At 62.7% G+C, this 19,886-nt stretch carries 19 protein-coding genes; 9 read left to right on the top strand and 10 right to left on the bottom strand.

The window, feature by feature from the left end; all coding sequences use genetic code 11:
• Positions 1-32 precede the first annotated feature (32 nt).
• From CTR2_RS04515 to CTR2_RS04505, 3 genes are all read right to left on the bottom strand, one after another.
• A complete protein-coding gene (locus CTR2_RS04515; RefSeq protein ID WP_087084910.1) occupies positions 33-980 on the bottom strand; it encodes a bestrophin family protein in 948 nt (315 codons plus the stop codon).
• Positions 981-1,201: 221 nt separating this feature from the next.
• Entirely contained in the window at positions 1,202-1,753 is a 552-nt protein-coding gene (gene uraD / locus CTR2_RS04510; RefSeq protein ID WP_087084911.1) for a 2-oxo-4-hydroxy-4-carboxy-5-ureidoimidazoline decarboxylase, read from the bottom strand.
• A gap of 68 nt (positions 1,754-1,821) precedes the next feature.
• Positions 1,822-2,754, bottom strand: a complete 933-nt coding sequence (locus CTR2_RS04505; RefSeq protein ID WP_087084912.1) for a LysR family transcriptional regulator — start codon at positions 2,752-2,754, stop codon at positions 1,822-1,824.
• Positions 2,755-2,884: 130 nt separating this feature from the next.
• Between CTR2_RS04505 and CTR2_RS04500 the strand changes: the two genes are divergently transcribed.
• From CTR2_RS04500 to CTR2_RS04485, 4 genes are read left to right on the top strand one after another with little or no spacing between them, the layout of a single operon-like run.
• Entirely contained in the window at positions 2,885-4,222 is a 1,338-nt protein-coding gene (locus tag CTR2_RS04500; protein ID WP_087084913.1) for an MFS transporter, read from the top strand.
• Between the two features lie 14 nt (positions 4,223-4,236).
• On the top strand, positions 4,237-4,752 hold the full coding sequence (locus CTR2_RS04495; protein ID WP_087084914.1) for a hydroxyisourate hydrolase: 516 nt from the start codon (positions 4,237-4,239) through the stop codon (positions 4,750-4,752).
• 43 nt (positions 4,753-4,795) lie between these two features.
• Positions 4,796-5,131: a hydroxyisourate hydrolase gene (gene uraH, locus CTR2_RS04490; protein ID WP_087084915.1), complete on the top strand. Its 336-nt coding sequence runs from the start codon at positions 4,796-4,798 to the stop codon at positions 5,129-5,131.
• 25 nt (positions 5,132-5,156) lie between these two features.
• Positions 5,157-5,645: a nucleoside deaminase gene (locus CTR2_RS04485; RefSeq protein ID WP_087084916.1), complete on the top strand. Its 489-nt coding sequence runs from the start codon at positions 5,157-5,159 to the stop codon at positions 5,643-5,645.
• Positions 5,646-5,703: 58 nt separating this feature from the next.
• Here CTR2_RS04485 and CTR2_RS04480 read toward each other — a convergent pair whose 3' ends face one another.
• Positions 5,704-6,261 carry an HNH endonuclease gene (locus CTR2_RS04480; protein ID WP_003066139.1) on the bottom strand — a complete coding sequence of 186 codons (558 nt, stop codon included), beginning with the start codon at positions 6,259-6,261 and terminating at the stop codon, positions 5,704-5,706.
• A 182-nt stretch (positions 6,262-6,443) separates the two neighbouring features.
• On the opposite strand from CTR2_RS04480, the gene CTR2_RS04475 reads away from it, so the two are divergent.
• The 3 genes from CTR2_RS04475 to lspA all read left to right on the top strand — a co-directional run bounded on the left by CTR2_RS04475 (position 6,444) and on the right by lspA (position 11,099).
• Positions 6,444-7,505 (top strand): bifunctional riboflavin kinase/FAD synthetase, encoded by a 1,062-nt coding sequence (locus tag CTR2_RS04475; RefSeq protein ID WP_087084917.1) that lies wholly within the window; start codon positions 6,444-6,446, stop codon positions 7,503-7,505.
• Positions 7,506-7,610: 105 nt separating this feature from the next.
• Positions 7,611-10,466 carry an isoleucine--tRNA ligase gene (gene ileS, locus CTR2_RS04470; RefSeq protein WP_087084918.1) on the top strand — a complete coding sequence of 952 codons (2,856 nt, stop codon included), beginning with the start codon at positions 7,611-7,613 and terminating at the stop codon, positions 10,464-10,466.
• A gap of 117 nt (positions 10,467-10,583) precedes the next feature.
• The gene (gene lspA / locus CTR2_RS04465; RefSeq protein WP_087084919.1) at positions 10,584-11,099 is read left to right on the top strand and encodes a signal peptidase II; all 516 of its coding nucleotides are present in this window, start codon (positions 10,584-10,586) and stop codon (positions 11,097-11,099) included.
• Between the two features lie 117 nt (positions 11,100-11,216).
• Here the strand turns inward: lspA and CTR2_RS04460 are convergent, their stop codons facing one another.
• The gene (locus tag CTR2_RS04460; protein WP_087084920.1) at positions 11,217-11,447 is read right to left on the bottom strand and encodes a hypothetical protein; all 231 of its coding nucleotides are present in this window, start codon (positions 11,445-11,447) and stop codon (positions 11,217-11,219) included.
• A gap of 324 nt (positions 11,448-11,771) precedes the next feature.
• Between CTR2_RS04460 and CTR2_RS04455 the strand changes: the two genes are divergently transcribed.
• The gene (locus CTR2_RS04455; protein WP_087084921.1) at positions 11,772-13,436 is read left to right on the top strand and encodes a Na/Pi cotransporter family protein; all 1,665 of its coding nucleotides are present in this window, start codon (positions 11,772-11,774) and stop codon (positions 13,434-13,436) included.
• A gap of 13 nt (positions 13,437-13,449) precedes the next feature.
• On the opposite strand, the gene CTR2_RS04450 is transcribed toward CTR2_RS04455, so the two are convergent.
• On the bottom strand, positions 13,450-14,265 hold the full coding sequence (locus CTR2_RS04450) for an NUDIX hydrolase (RefSeq protein ID WP_087084922.1): 816 nt from the start codon (positions 14,263-14,265) through the stop codon (positions 13,450-13,452).
• A 149-nt stretch (positions 14,266-14,414) separates the two neighbouring features.
• Here CTR2_RS04450 and CTR2_RS04445 point away from each other — a divergent pair, with 149 nt between their 5' ends.
• Entirely contained in the window at positions 14,415-15,314 is a 900-nt protein-coding gene (locus CTR2_RS04445; RefSeq protein ID WP_087084923.1) for a DMT family transporter, read from the top strand.
• 66 nt (positions 15,315-15,380) lie between these two features.
• Here CTR2_RS04445 and CTR2_RS04440 read toward each other — a convergent pair whose 3' ends face one another.
• The 4 genes from CTR2_RS04440 to CTR2_RS04425 form a co-directional block, all read right to left on the bottom strand.
• Positions 15,381-16,178 (bottom strand): SDR family oxidoreductase, encoded by a 798-nt coding sequence (locus tag CTR2_RS04440; RefSeq protein ID WP_087084924.1) that lies wholly within the window; start codon positions 16,176-16,178, stop codon positions 15,381-15,383.
• A 106-nt stretch (positions 16,179-16,284) separates the two neighbouring features.
• Positions 16,285-17,592: a DUF3422 family protein gene (locus CTR2_RS04435; RefSeq protein WP_087084925.1), complete on the bottom strand. Its 1,308-nt coding sequence runs from the start codon at positions 17,590-17,592 to the stop codon at positions 16,285-16,287.
• 126 nt (positions 17,593-17,718) lie between these two features.
• Positions 17,719-19,230: a tripartite tricarboxylate transporter permease gene (locus tag CTR2_RS04430; RefSeq protein WP_087084926.1), complete on the bottom strand. Its 1,512-nt coding sequence runs from the start codon at positions 19,228-19,230 to the stop codon at positions 17,719-17,721.
• Positions 19,231-19,245: 15 nt separating this feature from the next.
• Positions 19,246-19,734: a tripartite tricarboxylate transporter TctB family protein gene (locus CTR2_RS04425; RefSeq protein WP_012837169.1), complete on the bottom strand. Its 489-nt coding sequence runs from the start codon at positions 19,732-19,734 to the stop codon at positions 19,246-19,248.
• Positions 19,735-19,886 lie beyond the last annotated feature (152 nt).

Genomic DNA, 19,886 nt, shown 5'->3' with positions numbered 1-19,886 from the left:
GAGGAGTTCAGGGCTTTGTATTGCGAAGAGTCTCAGGTCAGCAGATAGTCCACCGGCTTGAGTGGTGCCGGCACCTGGGGATCGCCCAGAGACTGGCTGAGGCTGATCTCGATACTGCGGCAGATGCTGTCCAGCGCCAGGTCGTTGCTTTCCATGCCGAACGGCTCCTCCAGCTCGTCACCCAGCACATCGAGACCGTAGAAGGTATAGGCCACGATAGCCACGACAAACGGCGTCATGAAGCCCGTGATGTCCACCAGGCCGAAAGGCAGCAAAAAGCAGTACAGATGGGCCGTGCGGTGCAGCAGCAAGGTGTAGGAAAACGGAATCGGCGTATTGCGGATGCGCTCGCAGGAGGCTGCGGCCGTCGTGAAGCCATTGAGGGTGCGGTCCAGCTCCACGGCCAGACAGGGGTCTATGCGCCTGTCGCGCACGCACTGGCCCAGATCCTTGCCCATGGCCAGCATCAGCGCATCGGTACGCTGATTCAGCGGCAGCAGCTGCAGGCGCTGCCACTCGGCATGGGTCAGCCATTGCTGGGCAGCCACATCGTCCTTGAGGCCGCGCAGCTGGGCCCGCAGCACATGAGAAAAAGCCACGGCCCGGTGCACCATTCGCACCCGCACATCGCTGGCCCGCTGGCGCGGGTCTATGGGGTGATCGAGCTCGATCAGGCTCAGGCACTGGCGCGCCAGCGTGCGCGCATAGATCACGATCTCGCCCCAGAGCTTGCGTCCCTCCCAATAGCGCGCATATGCGGTGTTGTTGCGAAAGCCCAGAAAAATCGCCAGCGGCAGGCCGATCAGGGTGAACGGAATCGGCGTGATGGGGATCTTGGTGTGAAACAGCGTGCCATGCGCCACGGTGACGATGATGGCCAGGACGATATTGACGGCAAGCACGCCTTTGATGCGTTGCAGCACCGAGCCCCGGACAATCCACAGCAGCTTGAAGCCCGACGGGCGATCTCTGACGATCATGAAAACGAGAAATGAGGTCTAAACCCGAATTCAATCACAAGCATGCGGGGATTTCAGCCAGCGCCGAGAACTCCCACTGCGGCAGTAGGCAGCCCGAGCCGCGCCAGCATGCTCCATGCGGCATCTGCTGCACATGGGCAGCGAACCCCGACAGACAGTGCCAAGCGGCCAGCCAGCATAAGAAAAGCCCCGCATTGCGGGGCTTGGGCGGCGATAGGGGCTCAAGCAGCCTGCAGGCTGGCGGCGCTCACGCGCTGCGCCAGGCGCAAACGGCTGATGAAACCGATCTGGCGCAGGGCTTCGGCAAACTCCTGCTCGGTGCCGCGCTCGGTGCGCGAGGCCAGCTCGGCAAACAGGCCGGCGCGCGTGTAGTGGCGCACGCAGGCGATGAAGGGAAAGCCATGGCGCTTGCGATAGGTCTCGTTGAGCAAGGCCAGGCGCTCGCCCTGAGCCTGCTCCAGATCACCCAGCCCCGCGCTTTGCTGCTCCTGCTGGGAGTCAACGGTCAGCGTGCCGGAGCGCACGGCGCTGGCCGACAGCTCGGGGTGGCCACAGAGAAAGCGCAGGGTCTGCTCATGCGGGCTGCCATGCACGGCAGCCAGCATGGCCTGGTGCAGTGCGTCCAGGCTGGCAAAGGGACGCTGCTGCGCGGCCGCCTCGGCCACCCAGGGGGCGTATTCAAAAACCTCGCCGAGCGCAGCCGCAAAGTCTGCGTGCGTCATGACGTTGAGCTCGTCGAGCGTGGGGATGGAGGAGGTAGTGGTGCTAGTCATGAGGCCAGTGTAGGAAGCGCGTTTGCCGCCTCACAGTGCTGGCTTGTTATAGCCCGTATAGCAGCCGGCTACGTCAACGCCGTCAGCACCTGCGAGGCCTGATTGAGCAGAGCGCGCAACCAAATATGGGAGGCATCCCGGTGCCGGGATGAATGCCAGAGCTGGTAGAAGCGCATGACGCGGTTGCCCATGGGCAGAGGCACCATGGCCAGCGGCAGCCGCCTGGCGTGATAGGCCGCGAAATGGCGGCTGGTGGTCAGCAGCAGGTCGGTGCCCACCAGCAGGTCCGGCGCCATCGAGAAATGCGAGCACTGCACGCGGCCGTCACGGCTCACGCGCATGGTGCCCAGACTGCTCTCCACCACGCCGCGCTGATCGGGCGAATAAGGCGTGAACACCACATGCGCGGCCTGCAGATAGTGCTCGGCCGTGAGCCGGCCCGGGCCGGCCAGGGCATGCTTCTCGTCGAGCAGGCAGACCACCTCGTCCTCGAGCAGCGTGGACATGTGCAAATGCTCGGGCGGGCTCGGCCAGTTGCCGATGACGATATCCACCTCGCCGCTTTGCAGGGCCTGCTCGTAGTCGAAGTTCTGGCCCAGCGGCAGCAGGACCAGCCTCGCGCCAGGAGCCTGCGCACGCATGAGCTGGACCACACGCGCCATGAAGGGCGGGGCCAGATAGTCGGGCATGGCGATGGTGAAGCGCTGTTGCGTGGTCTCGGCCACAAATTCCTTGCCGACGCTCAGCAGCCCGTCGATCAGGCCCAGCGCCGCACGTGCCTGCTCCACGGCCTGAAGCGCGCGTGCCGTCGGGACCATGCGGTTCTTGTCCCGCACCAGCAGAGGGTCGTTGAAGATGGCCCGCAATCGCCGCAGCGCCGCGCTGATGGCAGGTTGTGACTGATTGAGGCGTATTGCCGCGCGCGACACGCTTTTTTCGCTGATCAAGGTGCACAGCACGCGCAGCAAATAGGTATCGAACGGTTCTTCGCTGCGAGACACGTGTTTTCCCTAGAGATATGCATTTTGCTATGCGGCTCATAGCAGGCGCTTAGTTTCGCATATCGCCACAAGTCGCGACCATGCAAGTGTCCGCAAACCCAACAACAAATTTCCGAGACAAGGACTTGCCATGAGTGCTCACCATGTGCCGATCAGCGGCACTGCCGCTTCCGTCGATCAGGTCGACGCCACCTACTCCAAGATTTCCTGGCGCCTGCTGCCCTTTCTGGGCGTGCTGTGGGTGCTGGCCTGGCTGGACCGCGTCAACATCGGCTTCGCCAAGCTGCAGATGCTCGACGACCTGAAGTTCAGCGAAGCCGTCTACGGCCTGGGTGCCGGTATCTTCTTCATCGGCTACTTCCTGTTCGAAGTACCGTCCAACATGTTGCTGCAGAAGATAGGCGCCAAGAAGACGGTGATGCGCATCACCATAGGCTGGGGCCTGATCTGCATCTTGCAGGCCTGGGTGACGACACCGACCCAGTTCTACATCCTGCGCTTTCTGATGGGCGTGTTCGAGGCCGGCTTCTACCCCGGCATCATCCTCTACCTGACCTACTGGTATCCGTCCAAGCGCCGCGCCAAGGCCTTCGGCACCTTCATGTCGGCCTCGGCCATCGCCGGCGTCATCGGCGGCCCGCTGGCTGGCGGCATCATGACCTGGGCTGCAGGCGCGCACGGCATGCACGGCTGGCAGTGGCTGTTCATCATCGAAGGCATCCCCTCGGTGCTGGCCGGCATCTTTGCCTACTTCTACATGACCGACCGTCCCGAGGAAGCCAAATGGCTCACCGACAAGGACCGCGCCGTCGTGCGCCAGCAACTCGAGATCGACCAGAAGGCCCAGGGCGAGCGCCACAGCGACTGGCGCACCCTGTTCGGCAACCCCATGGTGTGGCTGCTGATCGCGGTGTTCTTCTGCCTGCTCTGCGCCAACTCCACGCTGACCTTCTGGATTCCCACCGTGATTCGCGAAGCGGGCTTCACCTCGCCCATGCAGGTGGGATGGATCGCCGGTGCCGCCTATCTGCTCGGCGCGGCCGGCATGATCATCAACGGTCGCCATTCCGACCACCGTGGCGAGGTACGCTGGCACTTCGCGGGCTCGGTCCTGCTGGGCGCTGTGGGCATGCTGGCCCTGGCCTTCACCATGGGCATGGACAGCATCCCCGTGATCGTGGCGCTGACGGCCATGGTCCTGGCACTGGTGGGCACCATGAGCGCGATTCCCGTGTTCTGGCAGATGCCCAATATGCTGCTCAGCGGCGGCGCGGCCGCCGTGGGCGTGGCGCTGATCAACTCGGTGGCCAATCTGGCCGGCTTCGGTGCCCCCTATCTGATGGGCGTGATCAAGGCCTCCACCGGCAAGGTCGCTCCGGGCCTGTACCTGGTGGCCATCGTGGAAGCGCTGGCGGCCGTTCTCGCCATTGCCTTCGTCGCCCGCATCCAGCGCCGCAAGAACGTCTGAAGGAGTCATCCCGCATGCATCCCACACCCACACCGACCCCGTCGCGCCGACAGTTCGCACTCTCGGGCCTCGTGCTCGGCGCCTCGGCCCTGACGGGCACACACGGCGCGCTGGCCGCCGACACCCTCCCGGCAGTGCCGGCCCAGGCCGCCGGTCCCATCGTGCTGCATGGTGTCAGCCCGCGCCTGACCATGCATGCCGTGGACACCTTCCATGGCTCTGCAGCCACGGGCTTGCGCATCGACTTTTCGCGCTTCGACGGCGAAACCTATGTGCCGATACGCAGCTTTGTCGTGAACGCCAACGGCCGGGCCGACGAACCGCTGCTGATCGATGACAGCTACCGCAGCGGCCGCTACGAAATGCTGCTGCACGTAGACGAGTACTTTGCTGCCAAGGGCGCCAAGCTGCCGCGCCCGGCCTTTCTGTCCAAGGTGCCGGTGCGCTTCCAGATCGTGAACACGGCAGAGCGCATCCATCTGCCCATCCAGTTCGGCCCCTGGAGCTACACCTATTCACGCGGCAGCTGAGCCGGCATATCCACGCTCTATCGCAACCCATCGAAAGACCACTATGGCAGGCATCAGCACCCATGTACTCAACCTCACCACCGGTCGCCCCATAGCCGGCATGCGGGTGGAACTCTACGACCTGGCGCAGACCCCGGCGCAGCGTCTGAACAGCACCCGTACCAATGCCGACGGTCGCACCGACGCCCCCATGCTGCCCGCCGCCGGGGCCCGCACCGGAGACTTCGAGCTGCGCTTTTACACAGGCGAGCATTTCAAGGAACCCACGGCGCTGTCGGAAGAAGTGCTGGTGCGCTTTTCCATCTTCGACGCGGCCCAGCACTACCACGTGCCCATGCTGTGCTCGCCGTGGTTCTTCAACACCTACCGCGGCAGCTGATTTTTTTACCAAGGAGAACGACTCGATGAACAACGAAAACGACAGCGGCAAATACCTGCTTGAATCCATACGCCTGGCCATGGGCAATGTCAAAGGCCGCCAGCAGCCCACCTGGCCCTTCGGCGCCGTGCTGGTGCGTGAGGGCAAGGTTCTGGCGCGCGCCGTCAATCAGGTCGATGAGCTCTGCGACCCCTCGGCCCACGCCGAGATGCAGGCCCTGCGCATAGGAGCCAAGGCCCAGGGCAGCACCGATCTGTCGGGCGCCGTCATGTATGCCAGCGGCTACCCTTGCTCCATGTGCTACACGGCCATGTTGCTGGCCGGCGTGAAGCAGGTGTATTTCGCCTACTCCAACGAAGACGGCGAGCCCTACGATCTGTCGGCCGCGCGCGGCTATGTGGAACTGGCCAAGCCCGAGGAGCAGCGCGAGATGGCCCTGATCGGCCAGCGCGTGCGCGACGAGGGCGAAGACCTCTACGAAGCCTGGCAAAAAGCCGTCTCCACCACCGTCTGAACGCGTTTCTGTCCTCTTGCTCCTGCCCCGCGGCGCCAGCCCGGGGCTTTTTTACGTCCTAGCTGCGCCAGCGTGATCCACGCGGCACATGGGCCACGAGAAACTCCATCTGGTCGGCCAGAATGCGGCGGTTTCTCAAGATGAAGTCCTCCCACAGCGTGGGCGTGTAGGGGGTGTAGAGCAAGGGCATGCGAGCCTGCTCCGGCGTTCTGGCCCCCTTGCGGTGGTTGCAGGCGCGACAGGCCGTGACCAGATTCATCCAGCTGTGCTGTCCGCCGGTGCTCACGGGGACAATGTGCTCGCGTGTGAGATCGCTCTCATGGAAGCGCCGCCCGCAATAGGCGCAGACGCAGCGGTCACGAGCAAAGAGCTTGCCATTGGTCAGACCCGGCAGCAGCTCATGCGGGTTGATGTTCGGCATGCCCTTGGTGCCGATGATGGAGTTGATGTGAATGACTGACTGCTTGCCGGTCACCGCATTGTGGCCACCGCGAAAGCAGGCGATTTCGACACCGGCTTCCCAGCGCACATCTTCTGCTGCGTAATGCAGCGCCGCCTGCTCCAGCGTTACCCAGGACTGCGGCAGCCCCTGGGCTGTCAGCTTCAAGACTTTCACAACCAGCCTCCATACAGTCAAACTTGGACCACGGAAAACGGACAAGCGTCTTGGCGCTTTTGAGCACAATCGTGCAGCCTCCACAGCTGCCTGATTTGAAGCAATATACTCTGAAACTATGTCAAATTGACGGCTTGTGTCGCATGCATCGGCGCCAGTTGCTATAAATAACAAAGCAGTCCATGAAGATTTTCCGCGGCATCAATCATCCCGGCCTGGCCCCGGCCTGCGCTGTGACCATTGGCAATTTTGATGGTGTACACCGGGGACATCAAGCCATGCTGGGCCTGCTCAAGGCCGAGGCGGCCCAGCGCGGCATCCCCAGCTGCGCCATGACCTTCGAGCCGCACCCGCGCGACTACTTCGCGCAGAAGCTGGGCAAGCCAGAGTTGGCGCCGGCCCGCGTGGGCACGCTGCGCGACAAGCTCAGCCAGCTCGAGGTCTGCGGCGTCGATCAGGTCGTGATCCTGCCCTTCAACCAAGCCCTGGCCAGCCAGAGTCCCGAGGACTTTATTCAGGATGTGCTGATCTCGGGCCTGGGCGCCAAATACGTGCTGGTGGGCGACGACTTCCGCTTTGGCGCCAAGCGCGCCGGCGATTACGCCATGCTGGACAACGCCGGCCAGGCCCTGGGCTTCGATGTGGCGCGCATGAACAGCTATGAGGTCCATGGGCTGCGCGTCTCCAGCACGGCCGTGCGCGAGGCCCTGGCTGCCGGCGACATGCAGCAGGCCGCCAAACTGCTGGGCCACCCCTACCGCATCTCGGGCCACGTGGTGCATGGGCGCAAGCTGGGCCGCAAGCTGGCCGAATCAATGAGCGGAGCCGAGGACGGCTTTCGCACGCTGAATCTGCGTTTCGACCACTGGAAACCGGCCGCCAGCGGCATTTTTGCCGTGCTGGTGCATGGGCTGACGGACCAACCGCTGCAGGGCGTGGCCAACCTGGGCGTGCGCCCCTCGCTGGACCCCAATGACATCAACGGCGGCCGGGTGCTGCTGGAGACCCACTGTTTCGATTGGCCCGCCCAACTGGGTGGAGAAGGTGCCTACGGTAAAATCATCCGCGTGGAACTTCTGCACAAACTGCACGACGAGCTGAAGTATGACAGTCTCGATGCCCTGACGGTCGGCATCGCCAAGGACTGCGATGACGCGCGCGCGTTTTTCGCCTCGGCCCACATACCGTCTCACACCTCGTCGCACACAGAGACTCGTCGCCAGACCACGCGCGACCGAATTTGAAGCTCGCTGCTCGCACGTCCCAGTCGCAGCAGCGCACTGGCGCTCACCTCACCATTCACGCCCAGGCAGAACTGCCCGGGCCTCGCATTGCTTTCAAGGTTTCCCATGTCTGATTCGAAGTCCAACAAGCCCGAAGCGTCCGCCTACCGCGCCACGCTGAACATGCCCGACACCCCTTTCCCCATGCGCGGCGACCTGCCCAAGCGCGAACCCGCCTGGGCCAAGGAATGGGATGACAACGGCATCTACAAGAAGTTGCGCGACGCCCGCAGCGGCGCGCCCAAGTTCATCCTGCACGACGGCCCTCCTTACGCCAACGGCAAGCTGCACATCGGCCATGCGGTGAACAAGATCCTCAAGGACATGATCGTCAAGAGCCGCCAGCTCGAAGGCTTCGACGCGCTCTACGCACCGGGCTGGGACTGCCATGGTCTGCCCATCGAGAACGCCATCGAAAAGCTGCATGGCCGCAATCTGCCACGCGACGAGATGCAGGCCAAGAGCCGCGCCTTTGCCGCCGAACAGATCGAGCAGCAGATGGTGGACTTCAAGCGCCTGGGCGTGCTCGGCGACTGGGACCACCCCTACAAGACCATGAACTACGCCAACGAGGCCGCCGAGCTGCGCGCCTTGAAGAAGGTGATGGAGCGTGGTTTTGTCTACCGCGGCCTCAAGCCCGTGTACTGGTGCTTTGACTGCGCCTCCTCGCTGGCCGAGTTCGAGATCGAATACGCCGACAAGCAAAGCCAGACCCTGGACGTGATGTTCCCTGCTGCCGAGCCGGCCAGACTGGCCGCAGCATTCGGCCTGGACAAGCTCGACAAGGAAGCCTTCATCGTCATCTGGACGACCACGGCCTGGACCATCCCCGCCAACCAGGCGCTGAACGTCAACCCCGACCTGGAATACAGCCTGGTGGACACCGAGCGCGGTCTGCTGATCGTGGCCTCCGCCCTGGTCGAGAAGTGCCTGACCCGCTGGAAGCTGGAAGGCCGCGTGGTCGCCACCGCCAAGGGCGAAAAGCTCGACCACATGCCCTTCAAGCACCCGCTGGCCCATGTGGACAAGGGCTTTGACCGCATCTCGCCCGTGTACCTGGCCGAATACGCCACCGCCGACGACGGTACCGGTATCGTGCACTCGGCCCCTGCCTATGGCGTGGACGACTTCAACAGCTGCATGTCCAACGGCATGGACTACAAGCAGATCCTGAACCCCGTGCAGGGCAACGGCGTGTACGCGGCCGATCTGCCCATGTTCGGCGGCCAGCATATCTGGAAGGCCGTGCCCGTCATCCTCGACGCCCTGAAGGTCGCGGGCCGCCTGATGGACACCACCACCATCAGCCACAGCTATCCGCACTGCTGGCGCCACAAGACGCCCGTCATCTACCGCGCTGCCGCCCAGTGGTTCATCCGCATGGACGAAGGCGAAGGCGTGTTCACCGATCCCGCGCAAAAGCCCGAGAAGACCCTGCGCCAGATCGCGCTGGATGCCATCGAGCAGACCAACTTCTACCCGCAAAACGGTCAGGATCGCCTGCGCGCCATGATCGCCGGCCGTCCCGACTGGTGCATCTCGCGCCAGCGCAGCTGGGGCGTGCCCATCCCCTTCTTCCTGCATGTGGACACGGGCGCACTGCACCCGCGCACCATGGAGATCATCGACCAGGCGGCCGCCATGATCGAGCAGGGCGGCATCGAGGCCTGGAGCCGCGTGAGCACCGAAGAGATCCTGGGCGCCGAAGAGGCCAAGAGCTACACCAAGAGCACCGATATTCTGGAAGTCTGGTTCGACTCCGGCTCCACCTTCTGGCATGTGCTGCGCGGCACCCACCCAGAGCACCACCACGACAAGGGCCCCGAGGCCGATCTGTACCTGGAAGGCCACGACCAGCACCGCGGCTGGTTCCACAGCTCGCTGCTGCTGGCGTCGGCCATCTTCGGCCGCGCGCCCTACCGCGGCCTGCTGACCCATGGCTTCACCGTGGACGGCCAGGGCAAGAAGATGTCCAAGTCGCTGGGCAACACCGTGGCCCCGCAGGACGTGTCCAGCAAGATGGGCGCGGAAATCATTCGTCTGTGGGTGGCCTCGACCGACTACTCGGGCGACCTGGGCATCGACGACAAGATCCTGGCCCGCGTGGTGGACGCCTATCGCCGCATCCGCAACACGCTGCGCTTCCTGCTGGCCAACACCAGCGACTTCGATGCGAGCAAGGACGCCGTGGCCTACGGCGAGATGCTGGAGATCGACCAGTTCGCGCTGGCCCGCTCGGCCCAGCTGCAGCAGGAAATCCTGGCCCACTACAAGGTCTACGAGTTCCACCCCGTGGTCGCCAAGATCCAGCTGTTCTGCTCCGAAGACCTGGGCGGCTTCTATCTGGACGTGCTCAAGGACCGCCTCTACACCAGCGCCTCCAAGAGCCTGGCACGCCGCTCGGCCCAGACCGCGCTCTACCAGATCACCCAGGCGCTGCTGCGCTGGATGTCGCCCTTCCTGTCCTTCACGGCCGAGGAAGCCTGGAAGATCGTGGGCCACAGCGAATCCATCTTCCTGGAAAAGTTCACCGAGCTGCCCACCGGCGACGAAGGCCTGCTGGCCAAGTGGACACGCCTGTGCGAGATCCGCAACCAGGTCAACAAGGACATCGAAGTGGTGCGCACCACCGGCGCCGTGGGCTCGTCCCTGCAGGCCGAAGTCACGCTCACGGCCGAGCCCGAAGACCTGGCCCTGCTGCAAAGCCTCAAGGACGATCTGAAGTTCGTCTTCATCACCTCGGCAGCGACTGCCGTGGCTGGCGATGCCCTGACCACCACCGTGAAGGCCAGCGAGCACGCCAAGTGCGAGCGCTGCTGGCACTACCGCGAAGACGTGGGCGTGAACCCCGAGCATCCCTCGATCTGCGGCCGCTGCGACAGCAATCTGCACGGCACGGGCGAAGTTCGCACCAAGGCTTGATCCATTAAAAAGTGAGCTGCCAGCGCCTGCTGGCAGCCATTTTCAGCATTGAATCTTGCTGAAATTCTTTTGAATCAAGCGCTAACCGCTATTAAAAAAACCTAGCAAAGAGCTGCCATGAGCAACACCCAGACATCCTCCGCAGGCCTTGGCCGCATCTGGCCCTGGCTGCTGTGGGCGCTTGTCATCATCGGCGTGGATCAGATCACCAAGCAGATGATTCTGAGCCACTACCAGTATGGGGACTGGACGCCCATCACCGGCTTCTTCAACATCGTGCGCGCGCACAACACGGGTGCTGCCTTCTCCTTCCTCGCGGGCGGCAGCGGCTGGCAGCGCTGGCTGTTCGTGGCCATAGGCGTGATTGCCACCGTGCTCATCGTCTGGCAGTTGCGCAAGCATCCCGGCGAGAAGATGTTCTGCCTGTCGCTGTCCAGCATCCTGGGCGGCGCCATCGGCAATGTGGTGGACCGCCTGCAGCACGGCTATGTGGTGGATTTCCTGGACTTCTACTGGGGCAGCAGCCATTTCCCGGCCTTCAACGTCGCCGATATGGGCATCACGCTGGGCGCCATACTGCTGATCCTGGATGAACTCCTGCGCGCAAAACGCGCCAAGAACCAGAGCTTGTAAGCGCCAGCCGCTTTCCATCGGCAAGGCCCGCTGCCTCTCCAGCAGACAGCGGGCCTTGCTTATTGCGCCCCGCTCCGGTCGGATTCGGCCGACTCGTAGACAGACTCAGCAGCACCTTCAGTGCATATCGCGCCGAATATGGCTGCCCGCATACAAGGCGATGTCACCCCGGACCACGGACTGAAGCAGCGTGATGTGCGTCGGCAGTTCTTGCTTGACCATCTGCTGCGCCTGCCGCTGGTCGATCCATGCAATCTGTGCCGACCCCAGCAGCGTGGAGATGGGCAGCGATACCGCCACCACCCATTGCCAGATGCGCAGCGGCAGCCCGGGCTGGCCGCGCCGCAAATGCCATAGTTGCCATAGTTGCCATAGTTGCCATAGTTGCCATAGTTGCCAGGGCTGCCAGCAGCATCAAAAGAAAGCCCACCGCAACAGCACCGGGCATGACCGGAATCATGAACCCACCTTTTTAATAGCATCGAACGCAATACCGATATACGGAAAACTCGGTCACCTCTGAAATCCCATCCGTAGAAACGATGTTTCAAGCAATTCGTTTTTGTTCTATTGTGTTCCTTATTCCGCACTTATTTGTGCGTGAAGAGTGAGCCATCCGGGCAGACCAGTCTCACTCAGGGGTATATTAGGTCGCTCCTTCGCGGGCAGAACATGAAGCATTTATTGAATCTTTTAGCAGCCATTGCCCTCTTGATCTGGGGCTCTCAGATGGTTCGCACCGGCGTTCTGCAGGTCTTCGGCGCAAACCTGCGCAATATTCTCGCCCGCAGCATGAGCAACCGTTTCTCGGCTGCGCTATCTGGCATGGGCGTCACGGCCCTGGTGCAATCAAGTACGGCCACCTCGCTGATGACCTCGTCCTTTGTAGGCCAGGGTCTGATCACCTTGCCCTCGGCCCTTGCCGTGATGCGCGGTGCCGATGTCGGCACGGCTCTGATGGCTGTGCTGTTCTCCACTGATCTTTCCTGGCTGTCGCCGCTGTTCATCTTTGTCGGCGTGGTGCTCTATATCTCGCGCAAGGATTCCAAGCCCGGTCGTATCGGCCGCGTGCTCATCGGCCTGGGCCTGATGCTGCTGGCCCTGCGCCTGGTGGTGGAAGCCACCGAGCCCCTGCTGCAGGCCCCTGCCGTGCGCACCCTGCTGGCCTCGGTCAGCAGCGATCTGTTCATGGAATTGCTGCTGGGCGCGGTACTGGCCGTGCTGGCCTACTCCAGCCTGGCCGTGGTGCTGCTGATTGCGGCCATGGCCAGCTCCGGCGCCATTCCGCTGGATGTGGCACTGGGCCTCACCCTGGGCGCCAATCTGGGCAGCGGCCTGGTCGCGGCGCTCACCACCGCCAAATCGGCGGTGGAGGAGCGCCAGGTCACCGTAGGCAATCTGCTGTTCAAGATCATGGGCGTGGCCATCGTCGCGCCCTTCATCGGGCTGTGGTCGCAGTACGCCCAGCCCTATCTACCCAACGCCGGCCAGAACGTGGTGATGTTTCATCTGGCGTTCAATGTCTTCAACAGCCTGTGCTTCATCGGCCTGACTCAGCTCGTGGCCCGCTGGGTGACCGCCATGCTGCCCAAGCCCGAGGAAGAAAGTGCGGCCAAGCTGCTGCGCCCCCGCCACCTGGACCCCTCGGCCCTGTCCACCCCTTCGCTGGCCATCACCTGCGCCGTGCGCGAGTCACTGCACCAGGCCGACGTGGTGGAGTCCATGCTGATCGGCCTGCAGAAAGTCGCCGAGACCGACGATGCCAAGCTGTCCGAGGAAGTGCGCCACCTGGAAGCCACGGTGGACGATCTGTACTCGGCCATCAAGTACTACATGACCAAGATCTCGCGCGCCGAACTCGACGAGCGCGAAGGTCAGCGCTGGACGGAAATCATCAGCTTCACCATCAATATGGAGCAGATCGGCGACATCATCGAGCGCGTGCTGCTGGATCTGGAAGACAAGAAGATCAAGAAGGGCCGCCAGTTCTCGGCCGCCGGCAAGCAGGAGATTCACGAGCTGACCCAGCATCTGCTGGACAATCTGCGCCTGGCCATGAGCGTCTTCCTCAACGGCAATGTGCGCGAAGCACAAAAGCTGCTCGAGGAAAAAGCGCGCTTTCGCGATCTGGAACTGGCCTACTCGGCCACCCATCTGGAGCGCCTGTCACAGCACACGGTATCGAGCATAGAGACCAGCTCCCTGCATATCGACATGATCAGCGACCTCAAGCGCATCAACTCGCTGCTGTGCTCGGTGGCCTACCCGATTCTCGAGCAGGCCGGAGCCCTGGCACCCAGCCGGCTCAAATCCACCGCACTGGAGAACCAGCGCTAGCTGCTCTGCCGCCCTACCAGCCCATGTAGGCGGCAAGCACCAGGGAAGCCTCGGGGGTGAAACGACTCTGCAGCATCCAGCCCTGGACCTCGGTCAGCTCCAGCCGCTCGAAACGCTGTACCTCGCCATCCTGATTCACAGGCTGCAGCGCATCGGGCACCAGGGCCGAGAACCAGTCTATGCGCTCGACCATATAGCCCTGTCCCTCTGCTTCATCGCTGGGTCTTGCAAACATCACATTTCCACCGAGCCGAAGCTCGCCCAGCTCGGCCACCCGCAGACCGGCCTCCTCCCAGGTTTCACGCGCCAGCGCCTCGGCCAGACTGTCTGCCGCCGAGACCATGCCGCCCATCAAGGTGTCCCACATGCCGGGGTTGTTGGCCTTGTCCTCCGAGCGCTGCTGCACCCAGATCGAGCCATCCGCGCAAACGCCCACCAGATGCACGGCCCTGGTGGCAATGCCCAGCGGCCGCACGGCGCCGCGTTCGACGGTGGCCAGTTGCCGGCCCTCGGCATTGCAGACCGCCAGTTGTTCGTTGCGCCAGGCACCGGCAAGACCGGCGCTGCGCATGGCCTGTGCCAGCCGGTTCAGATTGTCCGTCGCCCCGCCCTGGCCTTCCAGCCGCCATTGCCCGGCCAGCAGCCTCAGCGCTATTCCGTGGGCCGCCAGCAGATCGAGCCCCAGCTTGCACGCAAAGTCTTCCTCGATACTGCCGATCTGTTGCTCATCAATGCACAGTGGCTGGCGCGGGCGCAGAGGCTGCCTGTTGGCCATGGCCTGCTGTGACTGCAGCCATTGCTGCTGGAGCGACGTGGTTTGCTGCTTCATGAAAAATCTCCCAGGCCTGCATTGTGCTCAGCTTCGCAAAACGGGAAGGCTTGCATCACTATTGGTGGTCGCCAGTTTGCCGGCAACAGCCGCTGCCACACAGCGCTGCAGGTCCGGAGGCCAGTTGCCGCGCGTTACAGTGACAACCCATGAATTCCCCCCTGAAACCCGCCACGGTCGCCATGCTCAGCCTGGCTCCGGCACTTTGGGCCGGCAATGCCATCGTGGGCCGCCTCGCTCACGATCTGATCTCGCCCTTTGCACTCAACTTCCTGCGCTGGTGCATCGCCTTTGTGCTGCTGCTGCCGCTGGCATGGCGGGTGCTACGCAGGGACAGTCCGATCTGGCCGCTGTGGCGGCAGTACATGCTGCTGGGACTGCTGGGCATAGGCTGCTACAACGCCTTGCTGTACTTGGCGCTCAAGACCTCGACCCCGCTGAATGTGACGCTGGTGAGCTCCAGCATGCCGGTGTGGATGCTGGCCATAGGCCGGCTGTGCTGGGGCATTCGTGTCAGCCGCCGGCAAATGGGCGGAGCCCTGCTGTCGGTGCTGGGCGTGGCGGTAGTGATGTCGCGCGGCGACTGGCAGACGCTGCTTGCTCTGCGTTTTGTGCCCGGCGACCTGTTCATGATGCTGGCCACCATCGCCTGGGCTTTCTACACCTGGTTGCTGTCGCGCAGCACCGGCCCCCAGGAAGTGAAGTCGCACTGGGCCAGCTTTCTGCTCGCGCAGATCGTTTTCGGCCTGCTCTGGTCTGGCCTTTTCACGGGCGGCGAAGTCTTGCTGGGCGAGTTCCGCCTGGTGCCGGGCTGGCCGCTGCTGGGCAGCCTGCTGTTCATCGCCGTGGGCCCGGCCATTCTGGCCTACCGCTTCTGGGGGATGGGCGTGCAGCGTGCCACGCCCGCCATTGCGGGCTTCTTCGGCAATCTGATTCCGCTGTTCACGGCCCTGCTGTCGATTCCCGTGCTCGGCGAAACCCCGCACCTCTACCACGCGCTTGCGTTTGTGCTGATCGTGACCGGCATCGTCGTGTCGTCCCGCAAATAAACGGCTGCCCCCCAGACAAAAGCCCCGCATTGCGGGGCTTTTGTCGTTTCGGCCTTCGATCAATGATCAGTAAGTGCCAGGATACAGACCGCCGTCGGGCAGGATGTTCTGGCCCGTCATATAGCCAGCCTGGCGACTGCACAGGAAGGCACAGATGGCACCGAACTCTTCGGCCGTGCCAAAGCGCTTGGCAGGGATCTGGGCAGCCTGGGCCTGGCGCACGGAATCCAGGTCCTGGCCGGTCTTGTTGGCCGCTGCCTGATGGGTTGCCACCAGACGGTCGGTGTCGAACTTGCCGGGCAGGATGCTGTTGATGGTCACGCCCTTGGCGGCAATGCCCGAACGCGCCAGGCCGGCCACAAAGCCCGTCAGGCCGCTGCGCGCGCCGTTGGACAGGCCCAGGATGTCGATGGGCGCCTTGACCGCGCTGGAGGTGATGTTGACGATGCGACCGAAGCCACGCGCAGCCATGCCATCCACCGTGGCCTTGATCAGCTCGATGGGGGTCAGCATATTGGCGTCCACGGCCTTGATCCAGGCCTCACGATCCCAGGTACGGAAGTCGCCGGGAGGCGGGCCACCGGCGTTGGTCACGACGATGTCGTAATCCTTGCCCGGGCCGCCGGCAGCTTCGAACACTGCGGTGCGACCTTCTGGCGTGGTGATGTCTGCAGCGACACCGATGACCTTGACCTGAGGAGCAATGGCTTGCAGCTTCTGCACGGCCAGCTGCAATGCCTCGTCATTTCTGGCGTTGATGACCAGATTCACGCCCTCTTCGGCCAGCGCCTTGGCGCAGCCAAAACCCAACCCCTTGCTGGCGCCGCAGACCAGAGCCCAGCGCCCGGCGATACCAAAGTCCATGTCAGTGTCCTTTCACACAGTTTCCAAGCCGGACAAACTGCCCGACGCTATCAAAATCAATGACTGCTAGAGCTCTATCAGAAAGCGCTGGCATCCAATTTCATGCTCAATGACTGCGACCATGAAACAGCTTGTGGTGCAGCCTGCGCAGCGACCACCAGACGCCCAGTGCCACGACCGGAATGGCCACGGCCGCCGTCGACTCGGGCGACCAGGGCCAGCCCAGCTTCTGCCCACCCTTGGCCAGATAGCTGATCAGGCCGGTGATGTAGTAGGTGATGGCCGCGACCGACAGGCCTTCCACCGTGGACTGCAGCTTGAGCTGGGTGCCCTGGCGGTCGTTCATCGTGCCCAGCAACTGCTGGCTGCTTTGCTGCTGCTCGATCTCGACGCGCGTGCGCAACAGACTGCTGACACGAGAGACTCGCTCGGACAGCGCATTCTGGCGGCGTGTCGCCCATTCGCAGGTTGCGCGCGCAGGTGTAAGTCGCCGGTCCATGAATTCACGGATGGTCTGGATGCCATCCACCCGCGTTTCCTGAATTTCCTGAATACGCCTGTCTACCAGTTCGAAATAGGCGGAACTGGCCGAAAAGCGCGAATGCGTGGCCGCATACTCGCTCTCCACCTGGCCGGCCAAACGGGTCAGTCGGTCCAGCAACGCCGGCTCGGTGTCCCGGTCTGCAGCGCGAATGGCATTGGCCAGCTCGGCCAGTTCACGCTCGGCCGTGGCCAGCACGGCTGCTGCCTTGCGTGCGGCCGGCAAACCCAGCAACGCCGCCATGCGATAGGTTTCGATCTCCAGCACACGCTGCACCAGACGGCCCAGGCGGCGCGGAGACAGATCGGCGCCCGCAAGCAGCAACATGCGCGAGAAACCATCGGGGTGAATCGCAAAGTCGGTATAGATGGCCCCCGCACCGCCGGAGACGCGCGAGCCGACCAGGGTATCGGCCTGCAACATATGACGCATCAGATAGTGCGGATCCACATCCTGCTCGTTCAGCGCCCACAGATGCAGACTGCTCAGGCACTGCCCTGGCAGAGCGGCCAGCCAGTCGCGCGGAACGGCGTCGATGGCCGTCTCGGGCTCACGCACATCGGCCACGCCGGCTTGGGCCATGGGCGTGGTGAAGGTCCAGGCCACGAACTCGGTGTGCTGCTCCCAACGCAGGCGAAACGCCCCCAGGTCAATCAGCACATGGGTGGTTGCCGCATCGGGCAGAGGGCGATGGTGGTTGCGCAGCAGGACCGCTACATGTTCTCGGCTGGCTTCACGCTGGGCCGCATCGGTGAGCATCACGATATGCGTGATGGCCAGAGGAGCCTGCATGATTTCCGCAGGACGGGCATGAATTTCGTTGTGCAGCAAGACCCGCTGAGGGTGCTGCGCGGGCAATAAAGACAAGGCCATGCAATCTTTCGAATAACTGCAGCTATTTTGCCGCCCTAATCCATAGTCCCAGAAACAAAGGTCCTCATATCAAAAAAGCGGCCCCAAAAGGGCCGCTTTAACGATGATCAGCGATCAGGTTGACGATCAGTCTTCCACGAAAGCTTCTTCACGCTTGTTCTTCACTGCAGGCATCAGCACGATCACCAGCAGCACCAAGGCGGCAGCCAACAGGCAGGCGGAGATGGGACGCGTCACGAACACGGACCAGTCACCACGCGACAGCAGCAGGGCTCGGCGCAGGTTTTCTTCCATCATCGGGCCCAAAATGAAGCCCAGCAGCAGAGGAGCAGGTTCGGTACCCAGCTTGTGGAACACATAGCCGATGAAACCGAAGATACCTACCATCCACACGTCCCAGGCGTTGTTGTTGGTACCGTACACGCCGATAGCACAGAACAACACGATGGACGGGAACAGCCAGCGGTAAGGCACGGTCAGCAGCTTGATCCAGACGCCGATCAGCGGCAGGTTCAAGATGATCAGCATCAGGTTGCCAATCCACATGGAGGCGATCAGACCCCAGAACAGTTCTGGGTTGCTGGTCATCACCTGAGGGCCGGGCTGGATGTTGTGAATAGTCATGGCACCCACCATCAGCGCCATCACGGCGTTGGGAGGAATACCCAGGGTCAGCAGAGGAATGAACGATGTCTGCGAACCGGCGTTGTTGGCCGACTCGGGAGCGCACACGCCACGGATATTGCCTTGACCGAAAGGAACTTCGCCGGGCTTCAGCTTGGTCTTCTTTTCGATGGTGTAGGCGGCAAAGGCCGACAGCATGGCACCGCCACCGGGCAGGATACCCAGGGCCGAACCCAGGGCCGTACCGCGCAGCATGGCAGGAATCATGCGCTTGAAGTCTTCGCCTGTGGGCATCAGACCGGTCACCTTGGCGGCGAACACTTCGCGCTCGTCGTCGGGCTTGGACAGGTTGGCAATGATTTCGCCGTAACCGAACACACCCATGGCGATCACGACGAAGTCAATGCCGTCGGTCAACTCAGGAATGTCGAAGCTGTAACGAGCCACGCCGGAGTTCACGTCGGTACCGACCATGCCCAGCAGCAGACCCAACACAATCATGGCGATCGCCTTGAGCAGCGAGCCGGAGGCCAGCACCACGGCACCAATCAGACCCAGGGTCATCAGCGAGAAGTACTCGGCAGGGCCGAACTTGAAAGCGACTTCGGTCAGCGGAGGAGCGAAGGCAGCCAGGATGACGGTACCCACGCAACCAGCGAAGAAGGAGCCGATACCGGCTGCCGCCAACGCGGGCCCCGCCCGGCCCTTGCGCGCCATCTGGTAGCCGTCGATCACGGTCACCACCGACGAGGATTCACCTGGCAGGTTCACCAGAATGGCGGTGGTGGAGCCACCGTACTGGGCACCGTAATAGATACCAGCCAGCATGATCAGCGCCGCCACAGGGGGCAGAGCGTAAGTGGCGGGCAGCAGCATGGCGATGGTCGCCACTGGGCCAATACCTGGCAGCACACCGATCAGCGTACCGAGCAGACAGCCCACAAAGCAGTAGATCAGGTTCTGGAACGTGAAAGCCACGCCAAAACCCGTCGACAAGTTCTGAATCAGATCCATGGACGATGCTCCTGATTAGCCAGCGATGAAGCTAGGCCACACGGGGAACTGCAGATTCAGCGCCCACACGAAAGCGAAATAGCTGCCCACGGCCAGGATGGTGGCCAGGACTGCTGTTTCCTTGAGGTTGAAAGTCTGACCTGCCAGGCTGGCGATGAAGACCAGCGCGTAGATGGCGATGATCAGACCGAACTGAGGGATACCCACAGCAGGCACGCCCACCAACAAGATGCCGAAGGCAAAGTTGGCAGCCAGGATGAAGAACACAGGCTTCCAGGCCCACTTACCGATCTTGTCACCACCTTCGGGGCCCTTGGTCAGGCCGCCGATGCAGATGGCTGCACCCAGGATGGCCATGAGCACACCCAGAATCAGCGGAAAGTAACCAGGTCCCATGCGGGCACCGGTGCCAATGGTGTAGTTGGATGCGCCGATCGCAAATGCGAGACCGACGACCAAGAACATCAGACCGGAGAAAAAGTCTTTTTGGCTCTTGATTTTCACAAAAATGTCCCCTTACGGAAATCACGACTTGGCGATTCTCGTTTCATACAAATGCCAAATTGATGTGGATTCCACCTACAAAGGGCTTACCCTAGGGCTGACGTTTTGTACGCATTAGCTGTATGCAAAGCGCCAAATTGCTGCTTGTTTTT

Source organism: Comamonas thiooxydans, assembly GCF_002157685.2.
Taxonomy (GTDB): domain Bacteria; phylum Pseudomonadota; class Gammaproteobacteria; order Burkholderiales; family Burkholderiaceae_C; genus Comamonas; species Comamonas testosteroni_H.
The sequence above is the reverse complement of the archived record's forward strand: the minus strand, read 5'-3'. Positions and strand labels throughout refer to the sequence as shown.